Source organism: Halomonas sp. SS10-MC5, from assembly GCF_015992245.1.
GTDB classification, from domain to species: domain Bacteria; phylum Pseudomonadota; class Gammaproteobacteria; order Pseudomonadales; family Halomonadaceae; genus Halomonas; species Halomonas sulfidoxydans.
Map to the genome: position 1 here is coordinate 3,700,887 of NZ_CP065435.1, position 26,082 is coordinate 3,726,968.

Below are 26,082 nucleotides of genomic sequence, written 5' to 3' on the forward strand. Positions count from 1 at the left end.
GGGCGCACCAGGGGAACCTGCCATGAAGACCATATATGTCGAATACGCAATCATTGGCGCCGGTACCAGCGGATTGGGTGCCTACTCGACAATCAGCCGCCAGACCGACAGCGTGGTGATGATCCAGGATGGCCCCTACGGCACCACTTGTGCACGGGTCGGCTGTATGCCCAGCAAACTGCTGATTACCGCTGCCGATTACGCATACCATCTGAATACCAGCGATTTCTTCGGAGTACCGGCATCGGGCCGTGTAGATGGGCCCAAGGTACTGGAGCGGTTACGCCGAGAGCGGGATCACCGCTTTGTCGCCCGCAATCTCAGCTATGTTGACAAGATACCGGCCCACCACAAGCTCGAGGGACGTGCCCGGTTTGTCGGCCCCGGCCGTCTCAGGGTGGACGAGTCGATCGAAGTCAATGCGAAGAAAGTCATTCTCGCGTGCGGCTCCAGGCCTGCGATCAGCGAGGTCTTCGAGCCGGTAATGGATCGTGTGCTCACCAGCGATACGGTGTTCGAGCTGGAGGACCTGCCCCGATCGGTAGCCGTTATCGGTATGGGAGTCATAGCGCTGGAACTGGGCCAGGCCCTCCATCGGCTTGGCGTCGAAACGATATTGTATGGCCGTTCCGGCAAGATCAATGCCCTCACTCACCCGACCCTGCAACAGCAAGCAATCGATATCCTCGGCGCCGAACTGGATATCTACCCCTGTGGGCGGGTGCTTAGCACCTGGGAAAACGACGAGGGCGCCTGGATCGAGTACCAGCAGGAGAATGGCCAACGGATCACCAGAGTCTTTGACAGGGTTCTGGTTGCAACGGGCCGGGTCTCCAACGTTGATCGTCTCACGCTGGAACAAACGGGTATAGAGGTTAAGGAGGATGGCACCGTCAGTTTCGACCCGCAAACAATGCGCTGCTCCAACCTGCCCATTTTCATCGCCGGGGATGCCACCGACCACTTACCGGTGTGGCACGAAGCCTACGACGAGGGGCGGATCGCTGCCGATAATGCGCTGCACTACCCAAGCCCTTCGCCTGCAACGCGTAGAACGCCCTTGATGGTATTCTTCACCGACCCCCAGATTGCCGTTGTCGGCCTGACGTTTCAACAACTTGAAGGCAGGGAGATCGTCATCGGTGAGCTACCGTCTGCCAGCCCCCGCCATGTAGTATGGAATAAGGTGCAAGGGCGTATTCATGTCTATGTGGACGCACGAACCGACGTCATACTGGGCGCTGAACTGCTTGGCTACGGGGCTGAACACCTCGCACATTTGTTGGCCTTGGCCATTACACACGACATGACGACCGAGCAGGTGCTGCAGATGCCAATCTATCACCCCTGCGCAGAAGAGTTACTCAGAGATGTCTTGATCGATATACAAAAAAAGCGCCGGAGGAGAATGAGCCAGAGCCGCAACCATTCGTCCTCCATGGCCTAGTCATGCAACGCCGCCCCGACCATTACATCTTTTCCCTCACTACCTCAGGAACACCTTTACGCCAGACTGCATTATGATATTGTTAATGGGAGGGGTAGCTGGCAGTAACACCTCCGAACAACTTGAGGGGCTTCATTAAGGGGACTCCCTGAACATGAAGCTCCTCCGCCCCAAGGGTCTACATTGGAGCACATAAAGAATGAGGAAAATTGCGATTGATGCCGCGGACATCCGCATTCTCGATGCGCTTCAGCAACACGGCCAACTAAGCAAAACCAAACTCTCGGAGATTGTCAATCTTTCGCCCACCCCTTGCTGGATACGTTACAATCGACTGAAGGAAGCCGGTCTTATACGTGGATACTATGCCGACATTGCTCACGAAAAGATCGCCAAGTCCACGACTATAGTCGTCACAATCTCGCTCAACGTGCATCGAAAATCAAACTTCGATCGTTTTGAGAATCATATCAAACAAATAGGCGAAATAGTAGAATGCTCTGCCACGGGCGGAGGAATGGATTACGTCATGAAAGTCATGACCCCCAGCCTTTCCGACTTTCAACATATCATGGACAACCTACTTTCTGCCGAGTTGGGCATTGATCGTTACATGACCTATATTGAAACGAGAAAAATTAAGTCGTCGCAGGTAAATCTCAATATCCTGATGACTGGATCGGACAACCAATCCTGAAAAAAATACGCGGTGTTTGTACGTCAAGACATACTCACAACAATAAGAGCGCACACCGATACAATAGCTAAAAACTGTTGACCGCAATGGATCTGGCCCTGCAGCTGGGATCGCCTTGCGTGAGCAACAGGCAAACTCCAACACTGACCATGCGGGAGCAGACAGCTCCAGAGGGGCCTCCCTGGGTACTCTCTCGTCATGCCATTGCAGCATGATCTAGTCCTCTCCTTCCTGTGTGACTCTGGCGGGAATAGACACAGGCAATCAGTTGAGGCAGACCAAACGGACTAGGCTGGAAAGACAATTAGCCTGAACGTCCTACTTTCACAACGCTTTTGGACCACATGATCGCGCAACCTGCGACTATAGTGACTTGTGTCAAGTCAACGAATCCGCTCAGTGAATGAAACTCACAATATAAGAAGGAATTTATCATGACAACCGCCATGTCCAGAAAGCCAGTCGAAAAGAAAAAAGCTGAAGACTTTGGCTTCGGAACACAGATTCGAAAATCGCCATACTTTGACGCCACAGTGCGCTGGGGAGCAACGGCTTTCTCGGTATATAACCACATGTATATTCCACGTGATTTCGGAGACCCGGAACAGAATTTCTGGAATCTAGTCAACGATGCAATACTTTGTGATGTTGCCGCTGAGCGGCAAGTGGAAGTCACTGGCCCCGATGCAGCCAAATTTATTCAATACCTTACCCCCCGCGACCTGTCGGAAATGGCGGTTGGACAGTGCAAGTACATATTAATCACCAATACTGATGGCGGCATCCTTAACGATCCGATTCTGTTGCGTCTGGCAGAGAATCATTTTTGGATTTCCCTGGCTGACAGTGACATCCTGTTGTGGGCACAAGGTGTCGCCCTTAACTCCGGCATGGATGTGAAGATTGACGAACCTGATGTTTCTCCTCTGCAATTGCAGGGGCCAAAGTCGGGCGAAATAATGAAGGCCCTTTTTGGCGATAGCATTATGGATCTCCGCTACTACTGGCTGCGTGAGTATGATCTTGGCGGCATTCCGCTAATTGTGTCACGTACCGGTTGGTCGAGTGAACTCGGCTATGAACTTTATCTCCGCGATGGTAGCCGCGGCGATGAACTGTGGGAAATAATCATGGCAGCTGGTATGCCCTATGGATTGAAACCTGGTCATACTTCTTCCATCCGCCGAATCGAAGGAGGAATGCTGTCGTACCATGCAGATGCCGACATGAGCACCAATCCATACGAACTCGGAATGGATCGCCTGGTAAAACCCGATATGGAAGCCGAGTTTATCGGCAAAGCTGCGTTGCAAAGAATCCGCGAGGAGGGAGTAAGACGCAAGCAAGTGGGACTGCGTATAGACAGTTCGCCACTCAAGTCACCGAATACTTCATTCTGGCCGGTTAGTATCGGTGGAAAAACCATCGGCAAGGTGACATCTGCTGTCTATTCGCCACGCCTCGAACAGAATATTGCCCTGGCCATGGTGACTACCGAACATGCATCAGTCGGTACGGTGCTGGAAGTACAAACCGTGTCTGGCCCGGCAAGAGCAGTGGTTGTCGAAAAGCCCTTCTTTGATCCCAAAAAGAGAATCGCCGCTTCCAGCTGAGCGTGGCTAGCTGATTGGATACCCGGCCTGACGATTCACTCAACACCGCTGGATTCATGGGTGATCGCCTCGACTTATCGGCTGGAACAACAAATAGTTGTGTAGAGGCAACTCATGATTCCAGACAGCAACGGGCTCCACGGCAAGGTTGCCGTGCCAGGAGAGACTATGTATTCCGTTCGTCTTTGGGCTGCGAGACACGCGAGGTTCTTTGAGCTCACCTATCGTGCCTTCGAACCAGCAATCGTAAAGCTGCATCCCCTGTGGAGGTCGGTGGGTTACCAGCGGGCTGAGAAACCAGTGAGAAAACTGGAGAAGCTCAGCAAGGAGCTGCTTTTCGACTGCCAGATGTGTGGGCAATGCATCCTCAGCTCGACCGGCATGTCGTGCCCGATGAACTGCCCAAAGACGATGCGCAATGGACCCTGTGGAGGTGTACTTCAAAATGGGAATTGTGAAGTTTATCCCGAAAAACGCTGTGTTTGGGTTGAGGCTTGGGAGGGCAGTAAGAAAATGAAAGGAGGTAATAAAATCCAAGTAGTGCAGCTTCCGGTCGATCATCGAAAGAAGGGGAGTTCGTCCTGGCTACGCGTAGCGCGTAGAGCAGCTGAGCAAAGAGAAAAACATAAGGAGGCTTCCAAGTGAGAGATGACAACTGGGGCGTTGACTCCTCCTTGCCTACCAACACACCTCGCTATAGCTCAGCTGGACGACTGGAGCGAGTGTTGAAATCCGGACACTTTGCGGTCACCGCGGAACTGGCACCACCTGATTCGGCAAACCCAGATGAGGTTTATGCCAAGGCGCGTATCTTCGACGGATACGTAGACAGCATGAATGCTACCGATGGCTCGGGCGCTAACTGTCATATGTCCAGTGTGGCGATGTGTGCTCTGCTTTCGCATGCAGGCCATGAAACAGTGATGCAAATCTCCTGTCGGGACAGGAACCGAATTGCGATTCAAGGGGATGTTCTGGGAGCTGCCGCACTGGGCATCAACAATATCCTTTGCCTGACCGGCGATGGGGTACAAGTAGGGGATCATCCCGAAGCCAAGCCGGTTTTTGATCTCGATTCCATCTCGTTGCTTGAAATAATCGCCAAGTTACGTGACAAGCATGTTTTTTCCAGCGGCCGGACAATAAGTGATCCGCCTAGAGTGTTTCTCGGCGCAGCTGAGAACCCTTTTGTACCGCCTTTTGATTTTCGACCTCTCAGATTAGCAAAAAAAATAGCTGCCGGAGCCCAATTTTTTCAGACACAGTACTGCTTCGACATTCCACGCTTCAAGACCTTCATGGCACGTTCACGGGATCTAGGCCTGCTGGAAAAATGTTTTGTTCTTCCCGGGATGGGGCCTCTCGCCTCAGCAAAAACAGCCGACTGGATGCGTAAAAAGGTGCCAGGCATACATATTCCAGACGAAATCATCAAGCGTTTGGAAGGCGCAAAGGATCAAAAGGTAGAGGGTAGAAACATCTGCATCGAGTTGATTCAGCAATTACGCGAGATTGAAGGTGTCTCTGGAGTACACATAATGGCCCACCGTCAGGAGGAGGCCGTATCGGATATTATTAAAAATTCTGGTGTCCTGGGTGGCCGTCGACCATGGTCTCCCTACAACGACAATAGCCCGAGAGGATCATCACACCAGAAGCGGTGTGTGCTACCGCTAGATAAATAGCTCAGTCACAAGGGAACTAATTTTATATCTAATTAAGCAGAAGCACTCCTCTACATGGCATCAAGCGATAACCCACATAGCTTATTACCTTCTAGGAAATCGACATGACAAAAAATATTGATTACACGAACCAGTTCGTACTCACTGTAAGTTGCAAAACCGGGCCCAACATAGTGGCCAGTGTGACCTCCTACCTGTCTGAGCATGGCGGCTACATTTATGAACTCTCACAGTTCGATGATAAGATTACCGGTCAGTTTTTCATGCGAACTGTATTCAACACGCATACTGAGTCCTGCTCTTCTTTTGAACAAATGCGCACAGGGTTTGTTGATCTTGCAGAAAAATTCGGTCTCAAATGGGAGATGCATGAGGCCCACCGCCCCACCAAAGTGTTAATTATGGTATCCCGCTTTGACCACTGTCTTGTGGACCTTCTCTACCGTTACCGTAAAGGTAATTTGAACATAGAGATCATGGCTGTGGTATCCAATCACTTGGACTTGTTGTCTGTAGCGGAACGCGAAGAAATCCCCTTTTTCCATCTACCGGTAACAAAGGAAAACAAATCTGCACAGGAAGATGAGCTCCTCAAAATTGTAAAAAAAACCGGAGCCGAACTTGTAGTTCTGGCACGCTACATGCAAGTCTTGTCCGACAAGCTCTGCGAGCAGCTACAGGGGCGCGCTATCAACATCCACCATTCTTTCTTGCCTGGCTTTAAGGGCGGAAAACCCTACCACCAGGCGTTTGATCGCGGCGTAAAACTGATTGGTGCCACCGCACATTATGTCACTGGCGACCTGGACGAGGGTCCTATTATCGAACAATCCGTGCAGCCTGTGAACCATGCTTACTATCCCGAAGAACTCGTCGCCCTTGGGCGAGATACCGAAACGATAGCGTTGGCACGTGCGGTCAAATTGCATACCGAACACCGTGTTTTCCTTTCCGGAAACAAAACTGTTATTCTCTAAGGGGAGCTCAGGGCCATGACGCATCTCATTGACGGTAAAGCTCTCTCGAATCAGGTTCTGGTCGAAGTCGCTTCGGAGGTCGAGAGAATCAAGGCTGTGCACGGCATAGTACCGACCTTGGCTGTTGTGCTGGTTGGCGAAGACCCGGCCAGTCAAGTCTATGTTAGAAACAAGGTAAAGCGAGCGGAAGAAGTAGGAATGGGCTCTGTTTCTCACCGCCTTGATGCTAAAAGCACACAGCAAGATTTGAACAATTTGATTGATTCGCTGAATACCGACTCTCTAATCCATGGCATTCTAGTGCAACTCCCCCTCCCTGAACATCTCAATGAAGATGAGGTAATAGCCCGCATCAACCCAGCCAAGGATGTTGACGGATTTCATCCGTTAAATGTTGGGGCACTCGCTGCCGGGCGGGCATCGCTAGTTCCTTGCACCCCACAAGGCTGCATGATCATGCTGCGTCAGATCCACTCTGATCTCAGCGGTAAAAGAGCCGTGGTGATAGGTCGCTCTAACATCGTGGGTAAACCAATGGCCGCTCTACTACTTCAGGAAAATTGTACCGTCACTATCGCACATTCTCGAACCCAGGACATCGAAGCAGTGTGTCGAAATGCCGACATTGTGGTGGCAGCGGCGGGTCGGGCGAAACTCATCAATAGCGACTGGATCCGGCCAGGTGCAACGGTTATCGATGTCGGTATCAATGCCATTGAAATTGATGGAAAGAGAAAGCTTATGGGGGATGTGGATTTTGACTCGGTGGCGCCCATTTCTGATGCGATTTCTCCGGTACCGGGAGGCGTCGGTCCGATGACGATCGCCTGTCTTCTGTTGAATACGACTCGTGCCGCAGCACGCCAGTTGAGCTGACTTCTTAGAGTTCGGCCAGCACGCCAACATCATCCCCGGCTTCGCTCTCGGGCGATACGACAACAACAAGAGAGGACCATTCGCATGAAACAAGATGACGATTCCATCCTGGCTCCTGGCCATGACAACACCCAAGTACTGGGAATGGATTTTCACAGTCCTGTTTTTCCCCTTTCTGCCTTGGCGATCATTGCCTTCATTCTCTATGCACTCGTCTACCCTGATGCCGCAAACTCCCAACTAACCTCCTCGCGTGACTGGGCCATTGGACACTTCGATTGGTTGTTCATGATCGTCGGCAACTTCTTCGTGGTGCTCTGCCTGGTGCTGATTCTACTGCCCCTGGGCCGCGTCCGCTTGGGCGGTAGCGACGCCAGACCCGAGCATTCGCTACTTTCCTGGTTCAGCATGTTGTTTGCCGCGGGCATGGGCATCGGCTTGATGTTCTGGAGCGTGGCCGAACCGGTGGCTTACTACACGGACTGGTACGGCACGCCTCTGAATACCGCCGCGAATACCCCCGAGGGAGCTCACGCCGCCATGGGGGCTACCATGTTTCATTGGGGCCTGCACCCATGGGCCATCTACGGTGTGGTGGGGCTCTCACTCGCCTTCTTTGCCTATAACCGCGGGCTACCGCTGAGCCTTCGTTCGGCCTTTACACCGCTGCTGGGCAACAGAGTGCGTGGCTGGACCGGCCACCTGATCGACATTACTGCAGTGCTGGCGACCATTTTCGGTCTCGCCACTTCACTGGGTTTCGGCGCTTCGCAGGCTGCGGGCGGCCTCAATTATCTTTTTGACGTGCCAAACACCCTGGGAACCCAGATCGCCATCATCGTCGGCGTCACCGCGGTGGCATTGTTTTCGGTGTGGCGTGGCATCGACGGCGGCGTGAAACTGTTCTCCAATATCAATATGGTGATTGCCCTTTTGCTGCTGCTGTTTGTCGTACTGACCGGTTCCACCCTTTTGTTCCTCAACGGCCTCTGGAACACCACGCTGGATTACGCCAGCAATATCCTGCCGCTTTCCAACTGGATTGGCCGCGACGACACCACCTGGTATCACGGCTGGACGGTGTTCTACTGGGCCTGGTGGATTTCCTGGTCTCCCTTCGTCGGTATGTTCATTGCCCGGGTATCGCGGGGTCGCACCGTACGTGAATTTCTTATCGCGGTGCTGTTGGTACCAACCCTGGTCACCATTGTCTGGATGAGCGCCTTCGGCGGTACTGCGTTGGCCCAATCGGCAGCCGGAGTTGGCGAACTTGCCAACGGCATCAGCGACGTCTCGCTGGCGATGTTTCATATGCTCGAGCAATTGCCGCTGACGACCCTTACCTCCACCCTGGCGATCGTGCTTGTGCTCATCTTCTTCATCACTTCTTCGGATTCCGGCTCGCTTGTGATCGACAGCATCACCGCTGGCGGAAAGACCGATGCCCCACGCGGCCAACGGGTCTTCTGGGCTACCCTGGAAGGGGTGATAGCGGGCATCCTGCTCTATGGAGGCGGCGATGCCGCACTTGGTGCCCTGCAAGCAGGTTCCGTGGCCACTGGCCTGCCTTTCTCTCTAGTCCTGATGATCATGTGCGTAGGCCTCATCAAGAGCCTGCGCGAGGAACATCGCGCGCTGGAACAGGTAAGCGCACCCAGCCACTCGGGCTGAGACCCAGCCTGACGACAAACCTCGACGCCTCCATCCGGGGCGTCGAAAGTGCTTGCGAAGCGGGCCCTCCAGCGATCCCCATTTGCCGAGTGCGCCGCGGGTAGCTAGGCTGATCCTCGTAAAACTCGGCATGCCGAGGTAATGACTTATTCGCTGCGTTTTCGACAGGAGGTTGAAAACCATGTCCGGACCTGAGTACAGGCTGAAACCTCAAGGATGACCCAGAACCTTCAGGTCGGCTTGCCGAATATTATGGATGACGGCATGCCCCAGGATCTGTGGGAGAAAGCGGCCAGGAGCGTGGCTCCATGAGGCGCATAACTCCCCTTGGCATGGCGATCCTCGGCAGTGGGGTCATAGCAATCACCTATGGCCTGGCTCGCTTCGTGTTTGGGCTCTTCCTGCCCTCGATGCGCGAGGAGCTGACGATCTCCTCCACCATGGCGGGGGTGATCGGCGCCCTGCCTTTCCTGAGCTTCGTCTTTGCCATCCTCGCCGGCCCCTGGGTCACCCGCCGCCTCGGGGTCCGGCACGCCGGGGTCGCGGCCGCCGGCCTGGCCGGCATCGGGCTGATCACGATCGCCGTGGCGCCTTCCTCGCTGCTGCTCGCCGTGGGGGTGCTGATCTGCGGCATCAGCACGGGGCTCTCCTCGCCGGCGATGGCGCAGGCGGTCTCCCGGGTCGTATCGCCCGAGCTGCGCGGACGGGTCAACGCCACCATCAATGCGGGCACCAGCGTGGGGATCGCGCTGGCCATGCCCGCGGTGCTGATCTGGGCGGAAGCCTGGCGCAGCGCCTATCTCGGATTCGCCGTCCTGGCGGCGCTCGCCGCCTTGGCTGCCCTCTGCTATCTGCCGCGGGAAGCGCCAAGCACCTCGCCATCGCGGTCGCGCCTGGCCGACATGCCGGTGAGCCGTGAGGAGTGGCTGGGGATCGCTCGGCTGAGCGGCCTTGCGGTGGGCATGGGCTGCGTGAGCGCGGCCTATTGGGTGTTTGCCCCCGATGCGGTGATCAACGCCGGCGGGCTCGCGCCGAGCCAGACCGCCTGGATGTGGCTGGCCGTCGGCCTCGGGGGGCTGACCGGCGCCGGCGCCGGCGATCTCATCTCACGCTTCGGGCCGGCCGCGAGCCATGCCGCCGGTCTCACGGTGATGTCCGCGAGCCTCGCGATTCTGGTCATCGACCCCGGCAGCTTCGCCCTCGCCCTGGCATCGGCGGCCCTGTTCGGCGCCGGCTACATGACCCTGACCGGCTTCTATCTGGTGAGAAGCATCCAGATCATGACCGAGGTACCCGCCTTCGCCCCGGTCCTGCCGCTGCTTGCCACCTCGGTTGGCCAGGTCGCCGGCTCCCCGCTGGCCGGCTGGCTGGTCGGGGCGGAAGGCCATGCCGCCACCTTCCTGCTCTTCGCCGTCCTGGGGCTCGCCGTCGCCGGGCTGGGGTCGTGGTTGCTGAAGGAGCGAGCCGCCGCCGATCCGAGCGTTCCGGGGTACTAGTCCCCGGCCTTGGTCAGCGCCGAGTCCTTGTGCATGGCGACGTGGTCGGTCTTGTCGCTCTTGATCTCGTACTGCGGCTCGTCCTCGCTGGCGTGGCGCTTGCGCCCCTTGAATTCCGTCTCCCGGGTGTGGACGCGGATGATCTTTCCACTTACCCGGCCCGCCTCGGAGTTCCAGCTGACGTGATCGCCCACCTTGAAACGCTTGGCCATGCTTCACCTCTCCCTGGGGAATGTTCACGAGCTGAAGCATAGCCCAGGCCCTGGAGGCCTTCCGCCTAGCGGTCTTCCGTCACGAAGGCCTTGTCGTCATCGAACGCCAGGTATTCCGCAATCGTCTCCATGCCCTTAAGCGGTTGTTCGTAGCTCCACGCCACATCGGCCTGTTTGCCGAACGAGAAGTAGGCGGCATCGCCCTTGAAGGGACAGTGGGTCAAGGTGTCGGAGCGGGTCAGCCGCTCCATGCGCACGTCTTCGCGGGGAATATAGAGCCGCGGCGGGTAGCCACGCTCGCGTAGCTCGAGGGCCCGGGTGGTGTCGGCGAGCAGGGTGTCGCCGATTGTCACCTGTACCCGGTGGCTGTGCGGATACAGGGTGATACGGGGCTCGGTAGAGGTCATCACTTCATCTCGAAACCGCGCTGGGTGAGGAAGTCGCGCATGTGGGCGCGCAGCTTGCTGTCGAACAGCGGGGTCAGGTTCTTCGACCAGTTGGCGTCCTTGTTGCCGCCGCGACGCTCACCGTAGTAGCGCTGCATGGCGTCGTCGAAGGCGGCGACCTGTTCGCTGTCGTCAGTGTAATAGTCCTCCTTGAGAATCGCTTCCACCGGCAGGCGCGGCTTGAGGTCGGGGTCGGCATCCGGATAGCCGAGGCACATGCCGAACACCGGGTAGACGTGCTCGGGTAGGCGCAGCAGGTCGCTGATGGCCTGGGGGTTGTTGCGAATGCCGCCGATGTAGCAGATGCCGAGCCCCTCGGATTCGGCGGCGATGGCCACGTTCTGCGCCATCAGCGCGGTGTCGACGCTGGCCACCAGCAGTTGCTCGGTCATGCCGCGCACGACGTTGGCGCCGGTGCGCTCCGAAGCTTCGGTGGGGCGTTTCATGTCGGCGCAGAACACCAGGAAGTCGGAAGCGTTGGCCACGTAGGCCTGGCCGCCGGCCAGCTCGGCGATCTTCTCGCGATTGGCCGGGCTCTTAACGTGGATGACGGTGTAGGCCTGGACGTGGCTGGAGGTCGCGGCGGACTGGCCGGCGCGAATCAGCTCGACCAGCAGCTCGTGCGGGATCTTGCGGTCGGTGAATTTGCGAATCGAGCGGTGGGATTTCAGCAGTTCAATGGTGGGGTTCATGTCGCCTCACGGTATGCGTGTCGTTTCGTTACCCTGCTCATTATCTTTCATTCCGGCACGCATTGCATTTCGCAGGGCGCTGGGCTGACCGCTATCCTTGGCGTTATCGTCTCGAAGGGCGCTTTGCCCCCTGAGCTCATACGTAGGAGGCGCAGCATGGACCAGTACACCGGCGGTTGTCTCTGCGGCAACGTGCGCATCGCGGCGTCGGGGCGCCCCTACCGGGTCGGCATCTGCCACTGCCTGGACTGCCGCAAGCATCATGGCGCGCTCTTCTACGCCTCCGCGGTGTTCCCCCAGGAGGCGGTAACGATCGAAGGCGAGGCCCGTGACTACCGCGGGCGCTTCTTCTGCCCCCACTGCGGCTCGTCCGTGTTCGCTCGCAGCAGCGACGAAATCGAAGTGCACCTGGGCGCCCTGGATGCTCCCGACCAGTTGAGGCCCACCTACGAAAGCTGGACCGTCCGTCGCGAGTCCTGGCTACCGCCGTTTCCCCACATGAAACGCTACGACTGCGACCGTGACGACACGGGGCGAGTTGAATAGCCAGGAAGAAGCCAAAGGCCACCTTGGCTGGTCGGCTCAGCGAGTCGACCTACGAGTCTGACGCCTTCAGCAGGTCGATGAAGGCGCGCAGCGCCGCAGGTACATGGCGGTGTCCGGGGTAGTAGAGCATCAGGCCGGGGTATGGCGGGCTCCACGCTTCGAGCAGCTCCACGAGCTGACCCGAGGCGAGGCGCTCGCTGGCGACGATTTCAGGCACGTAGGCAATGCCGAGGCCGTCGACCGCCGCTTCGACCATGTGCTCGTTGTCGTCGAGAGTCAGCGCACCGGGAACCGGCTGTCGGCATTGGTCAGGGATACGCTGCGGGTGGTGCGGAGTAGCAGCCTCACACCGAGCTGACCCTCGACCTCACCGATGTGCCAGTGATCCGCGAGGTGACTCGCCAAGCCTTCGAGCGTATGGGAAGGATCGATGTAGCACGGCGTGGGTGGAAGTGCCTCGAAGCAGGACTCACACCCAGGGCAATGAGGCGCCGCCGTGAGGCGGCGCCCTCTTAGGCTTACTGGCTACAACTTCCAGGTGTCGCCATGCTCAGCTTGCTCACCTCTTCCATTCCCTGCTCTTCATCGACAAGACGAAGGTTCGCACCACCGACGAATGCCCCCATCTTGATGTACTGCTCGACAAAATAGTTATTTCCAGATTCCGTCATGAGGCTCAAGGTATTGGGAGAAAATTCGGATTCGGTAGCCACTTCGTGCTCCCGGTCTCCCTCGACTTGACGGTAGAAGAACACGCCGCGCGCGCTTTCACCAACACATTCACCGTCAATCCAGATATCCTTCTTCAGCGCAGCCCCGAAGGGGGACTGCTTGCGAAAGACATACACACCTGCCATGCCCTCTGCCGGGGCTTCGAATTGCTTGGCTTGAGATGATTCCTGCTGTGGCGCCATATTGACCGAGGCACAACCTGTCATCAGCGCCAGTACAGCCAAGGCAGCTGTGGTTTTCAGTAGTTTCATTTCAGTTCCCTTAGTTTGCGTTTCCAGCAGCTTCAAGCCGCTTTTACTTGCTGGCCCAACGGGCCACGCCATTTGGCTTTTGCCAAATTCTTTATATTTACGGCAAAGTTGCCACGCGCTCTCTTCTCATTCCGAGAGCGGAGCGTGGCACACGAGGCATTTGTTCTTGAATCGACGAGGAAGATAATACGAAGTTCTAGGGCAGGCACTTGTCATTGGCATCCTTGCTTGCAGGCGGTCGCTCTCACGTAGTGGAGCCAAGACTATCACTCCCGGCAGCAAGAACCGGTGAGCACTGTCAACGGAAACCAACGAAGCCGCAGGCAGGACAATACCTTAACCCCCTCCCCAAGCCAGCGGCAGCCATACATGCTCGTAGCCGATAGTGATCGCAACCCACACCAACAGTGCCGCCATGGCGAGGCTGAAGCCCCTCAGCAGCCAGGGATTCGCGAGGCGCTGACCCACCACGGCGCCCATCAGGGCGTAGCTGGTGGGTGCGCCGAAGGCCAGCGCGGCCAACCCGAGCGACCAGAACAGCAGGCTCACGCCGTGGATGCCGGCGGCGGGAAATTGAATGGTGGCGATCGGCAAGGTTGCGATCATGCCCTTGGGATTGCAGAGCTGCATGATCAAGCCATCTCGAAAGCTCAGCACACGCGGTACGTGTTTTGCCGCACCGAGATCGATGCTGGAGCGGGCGACCTTGAGCGCCAGGTAGAGGATATAGCCGCAACCCACCGCCCCCACCACGGCGAGCATGTCGCCGCGCACCCAGGCCGCGCCGGCCCAGCCGAACAGCAGGAAGAGCGTGAGCATGGCCAGCCCCACGCCGACGAAGAAGCCGAGGGAGGTTCTGGCCTGGCCGTTGAGGCCGGCGTTCAGGCCAAGCAGGTTCACGGGCCCAGGCGTGTACATGACGCCCAGGGCATAGGCGACGATCTCCATGGGGAGCCTCTCCGACAGGTAGTGCGTGATGATGTGGCCGAGCGGCCGGGGTTCCGCGCCGCTAGGTGACGCTGCGCTGATATTGGTACGGCGTCTTGCCGTAGATGCGCTTGAAGCGACGGTTGAAGTGGCTGAGGTCGGTGAAGCCGTAGCGGAAGGCCACTTCCGAGGGCGCCTCGCCGGCCTCCAGGGCGCTGCGCGCGGCGTTGACCCGGCAGCTCAGCACGTACTGGTGCGGCGTGATGCCGAACTGCTGCCGGAACAGGCGCAGGAAGTGGTACTTCGAGAGATGCGCGGCCTGGCTGATCTCGTCCAGCGAGAGGTCCGCTTCCAGGTTGGCGAGCACGTACTCCTTGGCCCTCAGCAGCAGCGCATCGGGGCGGCTCGCCCTGCCGCCGGGCTGGAACCTGCCGGCGCGCTGCACCAGGCGGGTCGCCATGCGGTGCAGGGCGTGCTCCTGGTCGATTCGCGTACCTTGGCGGTGAATCATGAGCCCGGCCAGGTCGAGGATGGCGTGGCGCAGCTCGGGATCGGCCAGCAGGGTCTCGCGGCCGTGGAACCGGGCGGCACGCTCGCTTCCCGCTGCGTCGGCGAACGAGGCCTCGAGCTGGGCGGCGGGCACGTAGATCATCACGTAGCCCAGCGTGGTGTCGTCTCCTGGGTGGCCGTCGTGCACCTGTTCGGGGTTGAACTGGATGACGTTGCCGGGCGGGCTGCGATGAAACTCACCGCCGCTGAAGAAGTCCTGCCGCCCGGAGAGGGTCACGCCGAAGGCGTACTCCTCGTGGGCATGACGGTCGTAGCTGAAGTCGCTCAGCGACGCCTCGAGCACCGTGAGTTCGGGTATCTGCCGGCTCTTGTAGTAGTCGAACCGGCTGGATTGCCTGGCCATGTCGCGCCTCCCTGAACGCCATACCGTGATAGCGTAAGCCGGGCCCAGGGGAAAGGCTTGGACATAATTGCGCAAACGCAGGCATCAGCCGGCCCCGCTGCGACGTTACGGCTCGCGTTTGGCTCTCACGCCCTTCCAGTCCTCGAGATCCAGTTCGGGTCGCTCGGCCCGGAAGCGGGCATAGAGTTCGATGCCGCGCGAATCCTCCAGGATGTCTACCTGAACGCCCTTTTCACGCAGCAGGGGTTCCGTACCCGAGGCGTTGGTGACGTCTCCCACCACCACGCGGGAGAAGCCGCGCATGTAGAGCAGGGTCGCGCAGATCGCGCAGGGGCTGAGCGAGGTGAAGAGCGTGGTGCGGCTGAAATCCTGGCGGCCGGCATCGCGGATGGCAGAGGTCTCGCCATGGTTGTAGGGATGATTCTCCTGCACCAGGGTATTGTGCCCCTTGCCGAGAATGCGCCGCGTGGTGTTGTCGATGATCACCGCACCGATGGGGCAGCCACCTTCGTCACGGCTCTTCTGCGCCAGCAGTACCGCAATTCGCATAAGGTCGGCGTCGCTAAGACGCTGGGCGAACGCCTCGTCCATCAGCACCGCCAGGCTCGCCGTCGGCATGTGGGCGATGGCGGTCAGAGCGGCCTCCGTTATCTCCGAGCGTGAGTCCAATAGTGTTTCCATGTCGCCTCCTATGCATGGCCATACCGGGAATCGTACCAGCAAAGCCGATCATTGCCGTGCTAATCTCCTCCCTCATTAGCCGATGATGGATGCGCCCATGGAAGAGATCGGCCTGAGATGGCTGCTGGGCCAGGGCGTCAGCCTGGTGGCCCTGACCCTGTGCATCGTGGCCTTTGCCAGCAAGCGCGACGATAGGCTGTTCGTGCTGCTGCTGTTCGCCAACGTGGCCTTCGCCGCGCAGTTCGCGCTGTTCGAGAGCTGGGTGGCCGCCGGCATCTCGGCGCTGATCGTGCTGCGCATCGCCCTGGTGCGGCGCTTCCGGCGCAACCGCGCCCTCATGCTCGGCATGCTGCTCGCTACCCTGGCGGTGGCCGCGCTGACCTGGAGCGGCCCACGCGACATCCCGGCACTGGCCGCGGGCCTGCTGGGCACCTACGGCATGTTCATGCTGAGCGGCATTCCCATGCGCCTCGCCCTGGCCGGAGCAGCGCTGTGCTGGGTCGCCAGCAATGTCCTGGCGGGTTCCATTGGCGGCACCGTCGCCGAGAGCCTGATCTTCCTGACCAATGTGTTCACCATGCTGCGCTTGAGGCGCGATGCTCGAGTCCAGTATCCGGCAAGCGAAACCTAATGCGAATCGCATGCAAGACAATTACAACCAGCTGAATTTAAAGGAAAAATTGACCCTACCTGCAGTTCAGCATAGGATATCGACGTTCCCCTAGCTAATGGAAAGGATCCGCATGAAAGGCAAGCAGAAGATCATCGACGCCCTGAACGGGCTGCTCGCGGCGGAGCTCGCCGCCATGGATCAGTACTTCATCCACTCCGAGATGTACGCCGACTGGGGCCTCACCAAGCTCTACGAGCGCATCGCCCATGAGTTCGACGATGAGAAAGGGCATGCCAAGCAGTTGATCGAGCGGATCCTGTTCCTGGAAGGTAAACCCGACATGCACACCCGCACCCCGGTGCGCGTCGGCCAGGACGTGGAAGAGATGCTCGGCAACGACCTCCAGCTCGAGTACGAGGTAGGCGACGCCCTGAAGGAGGCCATCGCCCAGTGCGAGCAGGAGCAGGACTTCCAGACCCGCAACGTGCTGGTGGGCCTGCTGGCCGACACCGAGGAGGATCACGCCTACTGGCTGGAGCAGCAGCTGCGGCTGATCAAGATGCTGGGCAAGCCGAACTACCTGCTCTCGCAGATGTAGGCCCGGGGCGCCCGACGGGCGCCTTTTCCGCTTGCTGTCGAAACCGCGCGGCCCCATCCGATACAGGAGTGTACTTACCCTCTCCCACTCAACAGGAGCCTGCCATGTCGCGCATGATCTTTGTGAACCTACCCGTTGCCGATCTCGAGAAATCGATGGCGTTCTATGCGGCGCTCGGCTTTACCAACAACCCCAACTTCACCGATGAAACGGCGGCGTGCATGGTGCTGAGCGAGACGATCCATGTGATGCTGCTCACCCATGCCAAGTGGCGCACCTTCACCGACCGCCCGATTCCGCCGGCCGATTCCAGCGAGGTGATGCTGGCCCTCTCCTCTGATGACCGCACGGCGGTGGATGCCATGTGCGAGGCAGCTGCGGCCAATGGCGGCACGGCGGACATCAACCCGCCCCAGGATCATGGTTTCATGTACGGTCGCTCGCTTGCGGACCCCGACGGCCACGTCTGGGAGTCATTCTGGATGGACCCGACGGCCATTCCCCAGGATGGAGCGACAGGCTGACAGGAAGCGCCACGAGACAAGGGAGGCAGCCGCATGCTGTCGTTGATTCCGTGGTTTTCCGCCATCGGTTGCGGATGTACGCACGGTCGCGTCGACGGTCGCTTGCGGTTGCTTCATCGCGGCGCTGCTGGCGGGCTGAGCCAGGAGTCGAGCCGTGGGTAGACGCCACTCGCCTTGCACGCTTCAGGCACACCGCGGCTGCCCCAACGGGCGATGGCGCGTTAAGCTGGTCGCCTTGCCATTTCCCGAGGAGAGAACCGATGAGCCTGGAGAGCGTGCGGACCTTTCTTGCCGAGCATGCACCCGATCTTGAAATCATCGAGCTCGAGGCCAGCACTTCCACCGTGGCGCTGGCCGCCGAGGCCCATGGTGTCGCCCCGAGGCAGATTGCCAAGACCCTCGCCTTTCGGGTCGGTGAGCGCCAGGTGCTGGTCGTGGCCGGCGGCGATGCGCGCTTCGATAATCGCAAGCTGCGCTCCACCTTCGGTGCTAAGGCCAAGATGCTCGATGCCGAGACGGTGCTGGCACTGACCGGTCATCCGGTGGGAGGGGTCTGCCCGTTCGGCCTGGCCACGCCGCTGCCGATCTATTGCGACGCTTCACTCATGTCTTACGACGAGGTGCTGCCCGCCGCCGGCTCGCTCAACAGTGCGGTACGTATCGCGCCGGAGCGCTTGGGTAGGCTGGTCGGCGCCGAATGGGTCGATGTCTGCGCGCTGCCGGAGCCGGCCGAGAGCGACTGAGCCCGTCGCATTGGCACGGGAACACGGCGGAGCTCGCGGCTAGGCCCACGGGAACCCAGGCGCCTTCACAACGCCCTGGGCCTACCAGTTCCACCTGCCCATCGCTCGGCTAACGCGAGGCCGAGCCAGTCGCTCCGCCGCGCACGCCCCGCCCCCGCTCGGTCAGGGCGAGCTGGCGGTGGGGCCACGCCTGGTCGGTATCGCTGATTTCAAGAAGCGGTCCTGAGACCCTCCGAAAACCACAGAAGCGTCAATCCGGACTCCCCTCGTTCCTTGACCCTGAAATTTATCATGATAAATTTCAGGTATGCGTCGGTACTCCCCTCGCCGGCGCCCGGCGAACAAGGACAACGACATGCAGACAACCGAGCAGGCGCTGACACAGCGCAAGAAGAAGTGGTACCAGACGGTACCCGACCCCATGGTCTTGATCTTCCTGATTCTGCTGGCCACCTATGCCCTCACCTTCGTGGTGCCGGCGGGTGAGTACGAGCGGGTCGAGCAGGACGGACGCACCCGGGTGGTGCCGGAGTCCTTCGAATACCTTCCCGATGTGGATGCCATTTCGCCCTTCGATATCTTCGTGGCGGTGCCTCGTGGCCTGAACGAGGCGTCGCTCTATCTGTTCATCGTGTTCATTGCCGGTGGCCTGTTCCATATCCTCCAGCGCACCGGCGCCCTGGAGAATGCGATCGGCGTGGCGGTGAACCGGGTCGGCGTCGAACGACGCAACATCATCATCACCGCCGGCACCTTCATCTACGGCTTCTTCGGCGTGGCCGTGGGCTTCGAGAACAATATCGCCCTGGTGCCCATCGCCGTGCTGATCGCCAGCGCCATCGGCTGCTCCAGCCTGGTCGGTACCACCATGGCCGTCGGCGGCATCGGCATCGGCTTCGCGCTTTCGCCGATCAACCCCTACACCGTGGGCGTGGCCCAGGGAATCGCCGAGCTGCCCACCTTCTCCGGTGCCTGGCTGCGCGCCCTGCTGGTGGTCTCTTCCCTGGCCCTGCTGTCGCTCTACATCTGCAAGTGGGTGGTCAGAATGGACTTCGAGGAGCCGGACAACGCCAAGGCCATGACCAAGTCGCTGGATGAGTACCGCCTGACCAGGCAGAACAAGCTGACCCTGGGCGTGTTCATCCTGGGCCTGGCGGCCATGCTGGTGGGTGTTTTCACCCAGGGCTGGTACATCAACGAGATCGCCGGCATGTTCCTGCTCATTGCCATCGTGATCGGTATCGTCAACGGGCTCTCCGCCAACGAGATCGTCAAGCAGATGATGGAGGGCGCCTCCAAGGTGACCGCCGGCGCGCTGGTGATCGGCCTGGCCGCTTCCATCCAGGTGATCCTCAACCAGGCCCAGATCATCGACACCATCGTGCACGGGCTGAGCGGCCTGATCCAGGGCATACCCGGTGCCCTGTCGGCGATCATGGCCAGCGTGGTACAGGGCGCGATCAATCTCTTCGTGCCCTCCGGCTCCGGGCAGGCCCTGGTTACCATGCCGATCCTGATCCCGGTGGCCGATCTGGTGGGGATGAGCCGCCAACTGATGATCACCGCCTTCCAGGTCGGCGATGGCCTGACCAACCTGATCGTGCCTACCTCCGGCGGCACCCTGGCCATGCTGGCCCTGGGGCGGGTCTCCTACGTGGCGTGGCTGAAGGCGATCCTGCCCTTCATGGTGCTGGTCTACGCCCTGGCCTGGGTCGGCCTGGTGATCGGCCACTACGCCGGTTACTGAGCCCAAGCCGTGACGCTGTCATTGCTCCACGTGCAGCCGGCCACCGGCACGGTCGCCGTGCTGACGGCCACCGGCGGCGTCGCGGTGGGCGGCTACGTGCACCATGCCTGGCGCGGCCTGGGTGCCTGCGCCACCCAGGGGCTGGCGACGAATCCCTGGTATCCCGAGGGTGTTCGCCACGCGCTCGAGCAAGGGCATACGGCGCAGACAGCCCTCGAGCAGGTGACCCGACAGGACGACGGCGCGGCACGCCGACAATGCCTGGTGATGGATGCCGGCGGCCGGGCGGCGGTGCACTCCGGCAGCGAGAACCGGCCGCTGGTGGCCGCCGAGCTGCGCCCCACCGTCGCCGCGGCCGGCAACCTGCTGGCGGATGCAACGGTGGTGGAGATACTGCTGAGACGCTTTCTGACGCTGACCTGCAGCAACCCCGACGCGGTATGGGCACAGGGAGCCGCGCCGCGCTACCGCGACGCCTACGAGACGCACTTGCCGGAGACCCTGATCGAGGCCCTGGAAGCCGCCCTGCAGGCCGGCGGTGACAGCCGCGGCACCCGCTCGGCCGCCCTGCGCGTCGAGTCCTTCGATGCCGCCCCCATCGACCTGCGGGTGGACTGGGACGACGACCCGGCCGGCGCGCTGCGGGCCCTGGCACGCCGCGTGCGCGAGCCGGCGTTCGCCGCCTTTCTCGCCTCGCTGCCCACGAAATGATGATTCAGGAGAACAGCATGATCGATTCCACGACGCAGATGGCCCTGGGCCGGCAACTGATGGCGCGCCTGGACGAGGCCGCGCGCCACTCCCGGCCCGGCCCGGGCGTCACGCGGCTGTTCTGTTCCGATGAGCATCGTGCGGTACTGGAGCTGATTGCCGATTGGATGCGCCAGGCCGGGCTGACACCGGAACTCGACGCCTCCGGCAATCTGGTGGGGCGCAATGCACGTGCCATGGCGGGCGAAAAGACCCTGATCATGGGCTCCCATCAGGACACGGTGGTCGAAGGCGGCAAGTACGACGGCATGCTGGGCGTCGCCCTGCCGCTGCAGGCCCTGCAGGCCTTGAAGGAGGCCGGCACCGAGCTGCCCTATGGGATCGAGGTGGTCGCCTTCGGCGACGAGGAGGGCACCCGTTTCCAGTCGACCCTGGTCGGCAGCCGTGCCCTCGCCGGCACCTTCGACCCGGCAAGCCTCGAGGCGCGAGACACCGACGGCGTGACGCTCGGCGAGGCGCTCAAGGGGTTTGGCGGCGACCCGGCAAGGATTCCCGAGTTGGCCCGCAATCCTGAGCAGGTGCTTGGCTTCGTGGAAGTGCATATTGAACAGGGCCCGGTGCTGGAGCAGCGCGACCATGCCGTGGGCGTCGTCACCGCGCTGACCGGGATCGAGCGCCACCGCATGCGCGTGACGGGCAAGGCCGGCCACGCCGGCACCACGCCGATGGCGGGCCGCCGGGATGCGCTGGTCGGCGCGGCCGGGATGGTGGTGGAAGCGGACAGGATCCTGAACGCCACCGAGGAACTTGTCGGCGTGGTGGGCAAGCTGGAGGTCAGGCCCAATGCCGTGAACGTGATACCCGCCGAGGTGACCTTCACGCTGGAGCTGCGCTCCCCTGATGCCGACGTGCGCGAGCGGGGGCGCCGGGAGATTCTCGAGGCCTTCGAGCGACACGCCGAGGCCCGCGGGCTCGAGCTGTCGGTCGAGCCCACGTACCAGGCCGAGGCCGTCGCCTGCGCCGACTGGTTGATCGAGGCCCTGGAGAAGGCGTGCCGGGGCTGCGGCGAACCCGCCGAGCGCCTGTTCAGCGGCGCCGGTCATGACGGCCTGGCGATGCATGACCTCACCGATATCGGCATGCTCTTCGTACGCTGCCGGGACGGCCTGAGTCATCACCCGGACGAAGCCATCAGTGGGGAAGACGCCGGTCGTGCCACCCAGGTGCTGATGCGCTTCCTCACCGACCTGGGCGCTTCCGCGCAGGCCGGCCCCCCGACCTGAGGTCCGGCACGGGGCCGCCTCAGTCGGTCAGGAAGCCGCGCCGCACCTGGGCCTCGTTGTCGTTCATCACCGCCTGGGCCGAGAGCATGTGTTCGCGCATCAGCTCACGGGCCAAGTCGGCGTCCCCCGCCTCGATGGCGTCCAGCAGCCGGGCGTGGTACTGGCAGCCGGTGGGGCCGATCTGGTGGTCGCCCGGCTCGTAGAGTCGCCGGTAGACGGTGAGGTCGGAGAGCACCTGCACGGTGAAGCGAATGATGAACGACAGCAGCGGGTTGCCCCCCGCCAGCTCGGCGAGCATCTCGTGGAAGCGCAGCGAGTCGATGTGCTGCTGGCGCTCGGTCTCCATGTCGGGCGCCGGCGTGGCGTAGCTGTGCAGGCTTTCGCGCAGACGAGCCAGGTCATCGGCGCAGACCCTGCCGGCCAGCGACGCGGCGAGCTCCGGTTCCAGCGCCACACGGATCTGGTAGATGTCGCGGATCGAGATGTCCTGGAAATAGAAATAGTGGCTGAGCAGCGAGGTCGCCTTCGCCTCGCTCATCTTGCACACGAAGACACCGCCGCCGGGGCCGGTACGCGTCACCACCAGCCCCTGCGCCTCGAGGACACGGGTGCTCTCCCGAATGGTGCCCTTGGAGACGCCCAGGGTTTCCATCAGCTCGGCCTCGCTGGGCAGACGGTCCCCCGGCATCAGCTGGCGATCCACGATCCAGCCCTTGATGGTATCCGCGACGTGATAGGGAAGGCGACGCGATGCAGAACCCGCCATAGAAACTCTCATGCCGATGTCAGGAGGCCAAGGGTAAGCCATTCGTGGTGAAGCGAACAGGCCATGCCCGCCGGTCACCCCTGGCATGTCAGCCGCGCTGCCTGGCCTCCTCCCGCTTCCGCCGCCTGCCCTTTCGCTCCAGCATCAGGTACCCCACGCAGGCCACCAACAGGGGCAACAGGAAGTAGAGGGCGCGATAGGCGATCAGGGCGGCGAGGATCTCGCTCTTGGCGACCTCATGTTGCAACAGCGCGAGGAACACCGCTTCCAGCACCCCGAGGCCGGCGGGAATGTGCGTGATCACACCGGCGATGGCACTGATCAGCAGGATGCCGAGGATGCTGGGAAAGAACAGCCCCTGCGGCAGCAGCAGGTAGATCAGCATGCCCATCAGTAACCAGTTCGCTGCTCCCAGGGCCGCCTGCATCAAGGCCAACTTGAGCGGGGGCAGCACGACCTCGTGGCCCCGCACGTGCCATACGCGTCGCTTGGAGAAGCGGCAGGCGGCCAAGTAGGCGCACGAGATACCCAGCAGCCCGAAACCGATGAGCTGCAACCCCGTAGCGCCGATTTCCCAGGACGACGGCAGGCCGAGCAGCCGAAAGGAGAAAACGGTGCCGGCGAGGATCATGTAGCCCAGCCAGTTGGCGATCAGGCTGACGCTGAGTATTCGCGTCACGGTGCTGACCCCGAGTCCCAGGCGGGTGTAGAGGCGATAGCGCATCGCCAGCCCCCCCACCCAGGCGCCGAGGTTCAGGTTGAAGGCGTAGCACACGGAGGCCACCAGCAGGACGCGCCAGGCCGGTAGCTCGTGGCCGGTGTAACGCTTGCCCAGCAGGTCGTAGCCGCTGAAGGCGGCGTGGCTGGCCGCGGTAATGCCTACCCCGGCCAGCAGCAGCAGGGGGCTGTAGCTGCGCAGGGTCTCGACGACTTCGGGCCAGTCGACGTTGCGCGCCAGCGAGAACAGCAGCACCGCGACCAGCACGAAGAAGGCCAGCGTGACGCCCCGCTTCAGCCAGCGGCGCCAGGTTCGGGATGGCTTGAGCCTGTCGATGACGGATACCTTCATGGCGTGACCTCGCAGGCCTCAATCCAGCGCCCGCTGCCCCGGGCGCTGCTTGGGCGTCAACGGTTCGAGCCGGGGTGTGTGGCCGGGGCTCCAGCCCGCGCTGAGGGGGAAGTGGCGCAGGAAGTGGAAGCTCACGAACATCAGCGGCGCCCGCCACCAGCGCCCCTTCTCCGCGGCTTCGGGCGTGATCAGGCGGCAGCTGTTCTCGATCAGCTCGGTCAGGTGCTCGTGGATCTGCCGGTTGAGGCCGGTATCCCGGATGAACAGGTTGGCCTCGAGGTTGAGCGAGAGGCTGAGCGGGTCGAGATTGCTCGACCCCACCGTCGCCCAGTCGTCGTCGGCAATGGCGATCTTGCCGTGCAGGGGATGTTCCTTGTACTCGTAGATGCGAATGCCATCCTTGAGCAGATAGCTGTACAGCGAGCTGGAGAACATCCGTGCCCAGGGCATGTCGGGGCGGCCCTGGAGAATGAGGATCACTTCGACGCCCCGCCGCGAGGCGTTACGCAGCTCACGCCAGAGGTGGTAGCTCGGGAAGAAATAGGCATTGGCGATCATCAGCCGCGTCCTGGCCGTTCGAATCGCCTCCAGGTAGTGGTCTTCGATGTCGGTACGATGCTGGTCGTTGTCGCGGATGGCCAGGTGCATGGCGGCTTGCCCGTCGGGCGAAGTCTCGACGAGTGTCTGCGGCAGCCCTTCTACGGCCTGGTGCTCCAGCAGCAGTGCCGTGGCGGCACGACGGATATCCTCGACGATCGGCCCGCGCACGCGTACGCCGTAGTCCTGCTTGCCCATGGTGTATTTCTCGGGCAGGTGGTCCCAGCCGAAGTTGATCCCGCTGATGTAGGCCACCTCGCCGTCCACCACCACGATCTTGCGGTGCAGGCGACGGAACAGGTTGGTACGCACGCCCAGGCGACGCGGCCGCGGGTCGTAGATATGCATGTTCACACCGGCCTCGGTCAGCTCGGCAATGTACTCGTCGCCCAGGTCCGCCGTGCCGTAGCCGTCCACCGTGACCTCGATGCGTACCTCCCGGGCCGCAGCCTCGAGCAGGGCCTCCTTGAGTGCCTGGCCGACCTCATCGTCGAAGATGATGAACGTCTCGATCAGGATTTCCCGTCGCGCCGAGCGTATCGCCTCGAACACGTCGGGAAAATACTGGCTTCCATTGATCAACAGCTCGGCTTGATTGCCTTCCTTCCATTGGAATTTCACAGGCCTATCTCTGCAATGAGTGGGACATGGTCGGAGAGATGCGACCACGGCTTGCGATAGAGGGCTCTCGGGTTTCGGCACGTGGCATTGCGCACGTAGATGCGGTCCAGGCGCAGCAGGGGCCAGTGCGCCGGAAACGTCTTCGCGGGGCGCCCCCGGCAATTCGCGAACGCCTCGCGCAGGCCGCATTCGGCCAGTACGCCGTCGGCCTTCAGGCGCCAGTCGTTGAAATCACCGGCGACGATGACCGCATCATCGCCGGGCAGCGAATCCATCAGCTCGCACAGCAGCCGCAACTGCTGCAGGCGGTGCCGTTGGCGCAGGCCGAGATGGACGCACACCGCATGCACCGTCGCCTGCCCCGGAACCGCCAGCTGGCAGTGGAGGAGCCCCCGCCGCTCGGTGCCGTGGATGGAGACATCCCGGTTCTCGTACGTGAGGATCGGGTAATGCGACAACAGCGCGTTGCCGTGGTCGCCGTCGGGGTAGACGGCGTTGCGGCCATAGGCGAAATCGGGCCACATGGTATCGGCCAGGTATTCGTACTGCGGCACACCCGGCCAATCGCGAAAGCGCAGGGGATGTTTCCTGTGCTCGCCGTGCACCTCTTGCAGGAACACCAGGTCGGCCGAGAGGGTGGTCACGGCGTCGCGCAGCTCCGGCAGGATATGACGCCGGTTGAACAGGTTGAACCCCTTGTGCACGTTGAGCGTCATGACCCGCAGCGACTTCACCGGTGCTGTTTGCTGCAGTTCCTGTTGCGGCTTCCGTTCCGTCACACTCACTGCCGATATCCTTTTCCCGTGTTCTGACGAGGCGTATCTGGCCGCCCGGTCAAGGAAAGCTTAGCAGTTGAAGGAAAGTTAAGCGTAAGGCCGGCGGGCTTTTCCCTGTGCTTGCGCCGGCTGGGAATTGCCGATCGCGGCGCCCTGCTCGATCCGCTGCGCC

General features: G+C 61.0%; 29 protein-coding genes. 17 read left to right on the forward strand and 12 right to left on the reverse strand.

Annotation, left to right across the window (positions count from 1 at the left end):
- The first annotated feature begins 22 nt into the window (after nucleotides 1-22).
- From I4484_RS17165 to I4484_RS17205, 9 genes are all read left to right on the forward strand, one after another.
- On the forward strand, nucleotides 23-1,447 hold the full coding sequence (locus I4484_RS17165; protein ID WP_197448441.1) for a dihydrolipoyl dehydrogenase: 1,425 nt from the start codon (nucleotides 23-25) through the stop codon (nucleotides 1,445-1,447).
- 199 nt (nucleotides 1,448-1,646) lie between these two features.
- On the forward strand, nucleotides 1,647-2,144 hold the full coding sequence (locus I4484_RS17170) for an Lrp/AsnC family transcriptional regulator (protein ID WP_197448442.1): 498 nt from the start codon (nucleotides 1,647-1,649) through the stop codon (nucleotides 2,142-2,144).
- Between the two features lie 434 nt (nucleotides 2,145-2,578).
- Nucleotides 2,579-3,757, forward strand: a complete 1,179-nt coding sequence (locus I4484_RS17175; protein WP_234283709.1) for a glycine cleavage T C-terminal barrel domain-containing protein — start codon at nucleotides 2,579-2,581, stop codon at nucleotides 3,755-3,757.
- A gap of 168 nt (nucleotides 3,758-3,925) precedes the next feature.
- The gene (locus I4484_RS17180) at nucleotides 3,926-4,402 is read left to right on the forward strand and encodes a methylenetetrahydrofolate reductase C-terminal domain-containing protein (protein ID WP_197451094.1); all 477 of its coding nucleotides are present in this window, start codon (nucleotides 3,926-3,928) and stop codon (nucleotides 4,400-4,402) included.
- Nucleotides 4,399-5,442 (forward strand): methylenetetrahydrofolate reductase, encoded by a 1,044-nt coding sequence (locus I4484_RS17185; protein WP_197448443.1) that lies wholly within the window; start codon nucleotides 4,399-4,401, stop codon nucleotides 5,440-5,442. Before I4484_RS17180 ends, I4484_RS17185 begins: the two co-directional genes overlap by 4 nt.
- A gap of 104 nt (nucleotides 5,443-5,546) precedes the next feature.
- Nucleotides 5,547-6,419 (forward strand): formyltetrahydrofolate deformylase, encoded by an 873-nt coding sequence (purU, locus tag I4484_RS17190; RefSeq protein ID WP_197448444.1) that lies wholly within the window; start codon nucleotides 5,547-5,549, stop codon nucleotides 6,417-6,419.
- Nucleotides 6,420-6,434: 15 nt separating this feature from the next.
- Nucleotides 6,435-7,295, forward strand: a complete 861-nt coding sequence (gene folD, locus I4484_RS17195; RefSeq protein ID WP_197448445.1) for a bifunctional methylenetetrahydrofolate dehydrogenase/methenyltetrahydrofolate cyclohydrolase FolD — start codon at nucleotides 6,435-6,437, stop codon at nucleotides 7,293-7,295.
- 84 nt (nucleotides 7,296-7,379) lie between these two features.
- Nucleotides 7,380-8,966, forward strand: a complete 1,587-nt coding sequence (locus tag I4484_RS17200; RefSeq protein ID WP_197448446.1) for a BCCT family transporter — start codon at nucleotides 7,380-7,382, stop codon at nucleotides 8,964-8,966.
- A gap of 308 nt (nucleotides 8,967-9,274) precedes the next feature.
- A complete protein-coding gene (locus I4484_RS17205; protein WP_197448447.1) occupies nucleotides 9,275-10,462 on the forward strand; it encodes an MFS transporter in 1,188 nt (395 codons plus the stop codon).
- Here I4484_RS17205 and I4484_RS17210 read toward each other — a convergent pair.
- The 3 genes from I4484_RS17210 to nfsA form a co-directional block, all read right to left on the reverse strand.
- The gene (locus I4484_RS17210) at nucleotides 10,459-10,674 is read right to left on the reverse strand and encodes a DUF2945 domain-containing protein (protein ID WP_197448448.1); all 216 of its coding nucleotides are present in this window, start codon (nucleotides 10,672-10,674) and stop codon (nucleotides 10,459-10,461) included. The genes I4484_RS17205 and I4484_RS17210 overlap by 4 nt on opposite strands.
- Nucleotides 10,675-10,739: 65 nt before the next feature.
- On the reverse strand, nucleotides 10,740-11,081 hold the full coding sequence (locus tag I4484_RS17215; protein ID WP_197448449.1) for a DUF427 domain-containing protein: 342 nt from the start codon (nucleotides 11,079-11,081) through the stop codon (nucleotides 10,740-10,742).
- Entirely contained in the window at nucleotides 11,081-11,812 is a 732-nt protein-coding gene (gene nfsA / locus I4484_RS17220) for an oxygen-insensitive NADPH nitroreductase (protein ID WP_197448450.1), read from the reverse strand. The genes I4484_RS17215 and nfsA overlap by 1 nt, the downstream gene beginning before the upstream one ends.
- 156 nt (nucleotides 11,813-11,968) lie before the next feature.
- Between nfsA and I4484_RS17225 the strand changes: the two genes are divergently transcribed.
- The gene (locus tag I4484_RS17225) at nucleotides 11,969-12,358 is read left to right on the forward strand and encodes a GFA family protein (protein ID WP_197448451.1); all 390 of its coding nucleotides are present in this window, start codon (nucleotides 11,969-11,971) and stop codon (nucleotides 12,356-12,358) included.
- 49 nt (nucleotides 12,359-12,407) lie between these two features.
- Here I4484_RS17225 and I4484_RS17230 read toward each other — a convergent pair whose 3' ends face one another.
- The 5 genes from I4484_RS17230 to I4484_RS17250 all read right to left on the reverse strand — a co-directional run bounded on the left by I4484_RS17230 (nucleotide 12,408) and on the right by I4484_RS17250 (nucleotide 15,862).
- A complete protein-coding gene (locus I4484_RS17230; protein ID WP_276571234.1) occupies nucleotides 12,408-12,674 on the reverse strand; it encodes a LysR substrate-binding domain-containing protein in 267 nt (88 codons plus the stop codon).
- Between the two features lie 202 nt (nucleotides 12,675-12,876).
- On the reverse strand, nucleotides 12,877-13,377 hold the full coding sequence (locus tag I4484_RS17235) for a DUF2846 domain-containing protein (RefSeq protein ID WP_197448453.1): 501 nt from the start codon (nucleotides 13,375-13,377) through the stop codon (nucleotides 12,877-12,879).
- A 300-nt stretch (nucleotides 13,378-13,677) separates the two neighbouring features.
- Nucleotides 13,678-14,289, reverse strand: a complete 612-nt coding sequence (locus I4484_RS17240; RefSeq protein ID WP_234283710.1) for a LysE family translocator — start codon at nucleotides 14,287-14,289, stop codon at nucleotides 13,678-13,680.
- Nucleotides 14,290-14,350: 61 nt separating this feature from the next.
- Nucleotides 14,351-15,181, reverse strand: coding sequence for an AraC family transcriptional regulator (locus I4484_RS17245; protein WP_197448454.1), 831 nt, complete (start codon nucleotides 15,179-15,181; stop codon nucleotides 14,351-14,353).
- A 105-nt stretch (nucleotides 15,182-15,286) separates the two neighbouring features.
- Nucleotides 15,287-15,862: a nucleoside deaminase gene (locus I4484_RS17250; protein WP_197448455.1), complete on the reverse strand. Its 576-nt coding sequence runs from the start codon at nucleotides 15,860-15,862 to the stop codon at nucleotides 15,287-15,289.
- Nucleotides 15,863-15,959: 97 nt separating this feature from the next.
- On the opposite strand from I4484_RS17250, the gene I4484_RS17255 reads away from it, so the two are divergent.
- The 7 genes from I4484_RS17255 to I4484_RS17285 all read left to right on the forward strand — a co-directional run bounded on the left by I4484_RS17255 (nucleotide 15,960) and on the right by I4484_RS17285 (nucleotide 22,081).
- Nucleotides 15,960-16,493 (forward strand): YgjV family protein, encoded by a 534-nt coding sequence (locus tag I4484_RS17255; RefSeq protein ID WP_197448456.1) that lies wholly within the window; start codon nucleotides 15,960-15,962, stop codon nucleotides 16,491-16,493.
- 112 nt (nucleotides 16,494-16,605) lie between these two features.
- Nucleotides 16,606-17,073, forward strand: a complete 468-nt coding sequence (bfr, locus tag I4484_RS17260) for a bacterioferritin (RefSeq protein ID WP_197448457.1) — start codon at nucleotides 16,606-16,608, stop codon at nucleotides 17,071-17,073.
- 104 nt (nucleotides 17,074-17,177) lie between these two features.
- Entirely contained in the window at nucleotides 17,178-17,597 is a 420-nt protein-coding gene (locus tag I4484_RS17265; protein WP_197448458.1) for a VOC family protein, read from the forward strand.
- Nucleotides 17,598-17,857: 260 nt separating this feature from the next.
- Entirely contained in the window at nucleotides 17,858-18,340 is a 483-nt protein-coding gene (locus I4484_RS17270; RefSeq protein WP_197448459.1) for a YbaK/EbsC family protein, read from the forward strand.
- A gap of 355 nt (nucleotides 18,341-18,695) precedes the next feature.
- Complete coding sequence (locus I4484_RS17275) at nucleotides 18,696-20,087, forward strand: YfcC family protein (RefSeq protein WP_197448460.1); 1,392 nt, start codon at nucleotides 18,696-18,698, stop codon at nucleotides 20,085-20,087.
- A 9-nt stretch (nucleotides 20,088-20,096) separates the two neighbouring features.
- Entirely contained in the window at nucleotides 20,097-20,798 is a 702-nt protein-coding gene (locus I4484_RS17280) for a DUF1028 domain-containing protein (RefSeq protein ID WP_197448461.1), read from the forward strand.
- A gap of 17 nt (nucleotides 20,799-20,815) precedes the next feature.
- Nucleotides 20,816-22,081, forward strand: coding sequence for an allantoate amidohydrolase (locus I4484_RS17285; RefSeq protein WP_197448462.1), 1,266 nt, complete (start codon nucleotides 20,816-20,818; stop codon nucleotides 22,079-22,081).
- 19 nt (nucleotides 22,082-22,100) lie between these two features.
- Here the strand turns inward: I4484_RS17285 and I4484_RS17290 are convergent, their stop codons facing one another.
- From I4484_RS17290 to I4484_RS17305, 4 genes are all read right to left on the reverse strand, one after another.
- Nucleotides 22,101-22,847, reverse strand: coding sequence for a FadR/GntR family transcriptional regulator (locus I4484_RS17290; RefSeq protein ID WP_197448463.1), 747 nt, complete (start codon nucleotides 22,845-22,847; stop codon nucleotides 22,101-22,103).
- An 88-nt stretch (nucleotides 22,848-22,935) separates the two neighbouring features.
- Nucleotides 22,936-23,916 (reverse strand): lysylphosphatidylglycerol synthase domain-containing protein, encoded by a 981-nt coding sequence (locus tag I4484_RS17295; protein ID WP_197448464.1) that lies wholly within the window; start codon nucleotides 23,914-23,916, stop codon nucleotides 22,936-22,938.
- A gap of 18 nt (nucleotides 23,917-23,934) precedes the next feature.
- A complete protein-coding gene (gene clsB, locus I4484_RS17300) occupies nucleotides 23,935-25,134 on the reverse strand; it encodes a cardiolipin synthase ClsB (RefSeq protein ID WP_197448465.1) in 1,200 nt (399 codons plus the stop codon).
- On the reverse strand, nucleotides 25,131-25,919 hold the full coding sequence (locus I4484_RS17305) for an endonuclease/exonuclease/phosphatase family protein (RefSeq protein ID WP_234283711.1): 789 nt from the start codon (nucleotides 25,917-25,919) through the stop codon (nucleotides 25,131-25,133). The genes clsB and I4484_RS17305 overlap by 4 nt, the downstream gene beginning before the upstream one ends.
- Nucleotides 25,920-26,082 lie beyond the last annotated feature (163 nt).

What these genes read in the sequence shown, in the direction of transcription:
- I4484_RS17165 (WP_197448441.1), top strand. Translation starts at nt 23, where the DNA reads ATGAAGACCATATATGTCGAATACGCAATCATTGGCGCCGGTACCAGC.
- I4484_RS17170 (WP_197448442.1), top strand. Translation starts at nt 1,647, where the DNA reads ATGAGGAAAATTGCGATTGATGCCGCGGACATCCGCATTCTCGATGCG.
- I4484_RS17175 (WP_234283709.1), top strand. Translation starts at nt 2,579, where the DNA reads ATGACAACCGCCATGTCCAGAAAGCCAGTCGAAAAGAAAAAAGCTGAA.
- I4484_RS17180 (WP_197451094.1), top strand. Translation starts at nt 3,926, where the DNA reads ATGTATTCCGTTCGTCTTTGGGCTGCGAGACACGCGAGGTTCTTTGAG.
- purU (WP_197448444.1), top strand. Translation starts at nt 5,547, where the DNA reads ATGACAAAAAATATTGATTACACGAACCAGTTCGTACTCACTGTAAGT.
- folD (WP_197448445.1), top strand. Translation starts at nt 6,435, where the DNA reads ATGACGCATCTCATTGACGGTAAAGCTCTCTCGAATCAGGTTCTGGTC.
- I4484_RS17200 (WP_197448446.1), top strand. Translation starts at nt 7,380, where the DNA reads ATGAAACAAGATGACGATTCCATCCTGGCTCCTGGCCATGACAACACC.
- I4484_RS17205 (WP_197448447.1), top strand. Translation starts at nt 9,275, where the DNA reads ATGAGGCGCATAACTCCCCTTGGCATGGCGATCCTCGGCAGTGGGGTC.
- I4484_RS17210 (WP_197448448.1), bottom strand. Translation starts at nt 10,674, where the DNA reads ATGGCCAAGCGTTTCAAGGTGGGCGATCACGTCAGCTGGAACTCCGAG.
- I4484_RS17215 (WP_197448449.1), bottom strand. Translation starts at nt 11,081, where the DNA reads ATGACCTCTACCGAGCCCCGTATCACCCTGTATCCGCACAGCCACCGG.
- nfsA (WP_197448450.1), bottom strand. Translation starts at nt 11,812, where the DNA reads ATGAACCCCACCATTGAACTGCTGAAATCCCACCGCTCGATTCGCAAA.
- I4484_RS17225 (WP_197448451.1), top strand. Translation starts at nt 11,969, where the DNA reads ATGGACCAGTACACCGGCGGTTGTCTCTGCGGCAACGTGCGCATCGCG.
- I4484_RS17240 (WP_234283710.1), bottom strand. Translation starts at nt 14,289, where the DNA reads ATGGAGATCGTCGCCTATGCCCTGGGCGTCATGTACACGCCTGGGCCC.
- I4484_RS17245 (WP_197448454.1), bottom strand. Translation starts at nt 15,181, where the DNA reads ATGGCCAGGCAATCCAGCCGGTTCGACTACTACAAGAGCCGGCAGATA.
- I4484_RS17250 (WP_197448455.1), bottom strand. Translation starts at nt 15,862, where the DNA reads ATGGAAACACTATTGGACTCACGCTCGGAGATAACGGAGGCCGCTCTG.
- I4484_RS17255 (WP_197448456.1), top strand. Translation starts at nt 15,960, where the DNA reads ATGGAAGAGATCGGCCTGAGATGGCTGCTGGGCCAGGGCGTCAGCCTG.
- bfr (WP_197448457.1), top strand. Translation starts at nt 16,606, where the DNA reads ATGAAAGGCAAGCAGAAGATCATCGACGCCCTGAACGGGCTGCTCGCG.
- I4484_RS17265 (WP_197448458.1), top strand. Translation starts at nt 17,178, where the DNA reads ATGTCGCGCATGATCTTTGTGAACCTACCCGTTGCCGATCTCGAGAAA.
- I4484_RS17270 (WP_197448459.1), top strand. Translation starts at nt 17,858, where the DNA reads ATGAGCCTGGAGAGCGTGCGGACCTTTCTTGCCGAGCATGCACCCGAT.
- I4484_RS17275 (WP_197448460.1), top strand. Translation starts at nt 18,696, where the DNA reads ATGCAGACAACCGAGCAGGCGCTGACACAGCGCAAGAAGAAGTGGTAC.
- I4484_RS17285 (WP_197448462.1), top strand. Translation starts at nt 20,816, where the DNA reads ATGATCGATTCCACGACGCAGATGGCCCTGGGCCGGCAACTGATGGCG.
- I4484_RS17290 (WP_197448463.1), bottom strand. Translation starts at nt 22,847, where the DNA reads ATGGCGGGTTCTGCATCGCGTCGCCTTCCCTATCACGTCGCGGATACC.
- I4484_RS17295 (WP_197448464.1), bottom strand. Translation starts at nt 23,916, where the DNA reads ATGAAGGTATCCGTCATCGACAGGCTCAAGCCATCCCGAACCTGGCGC.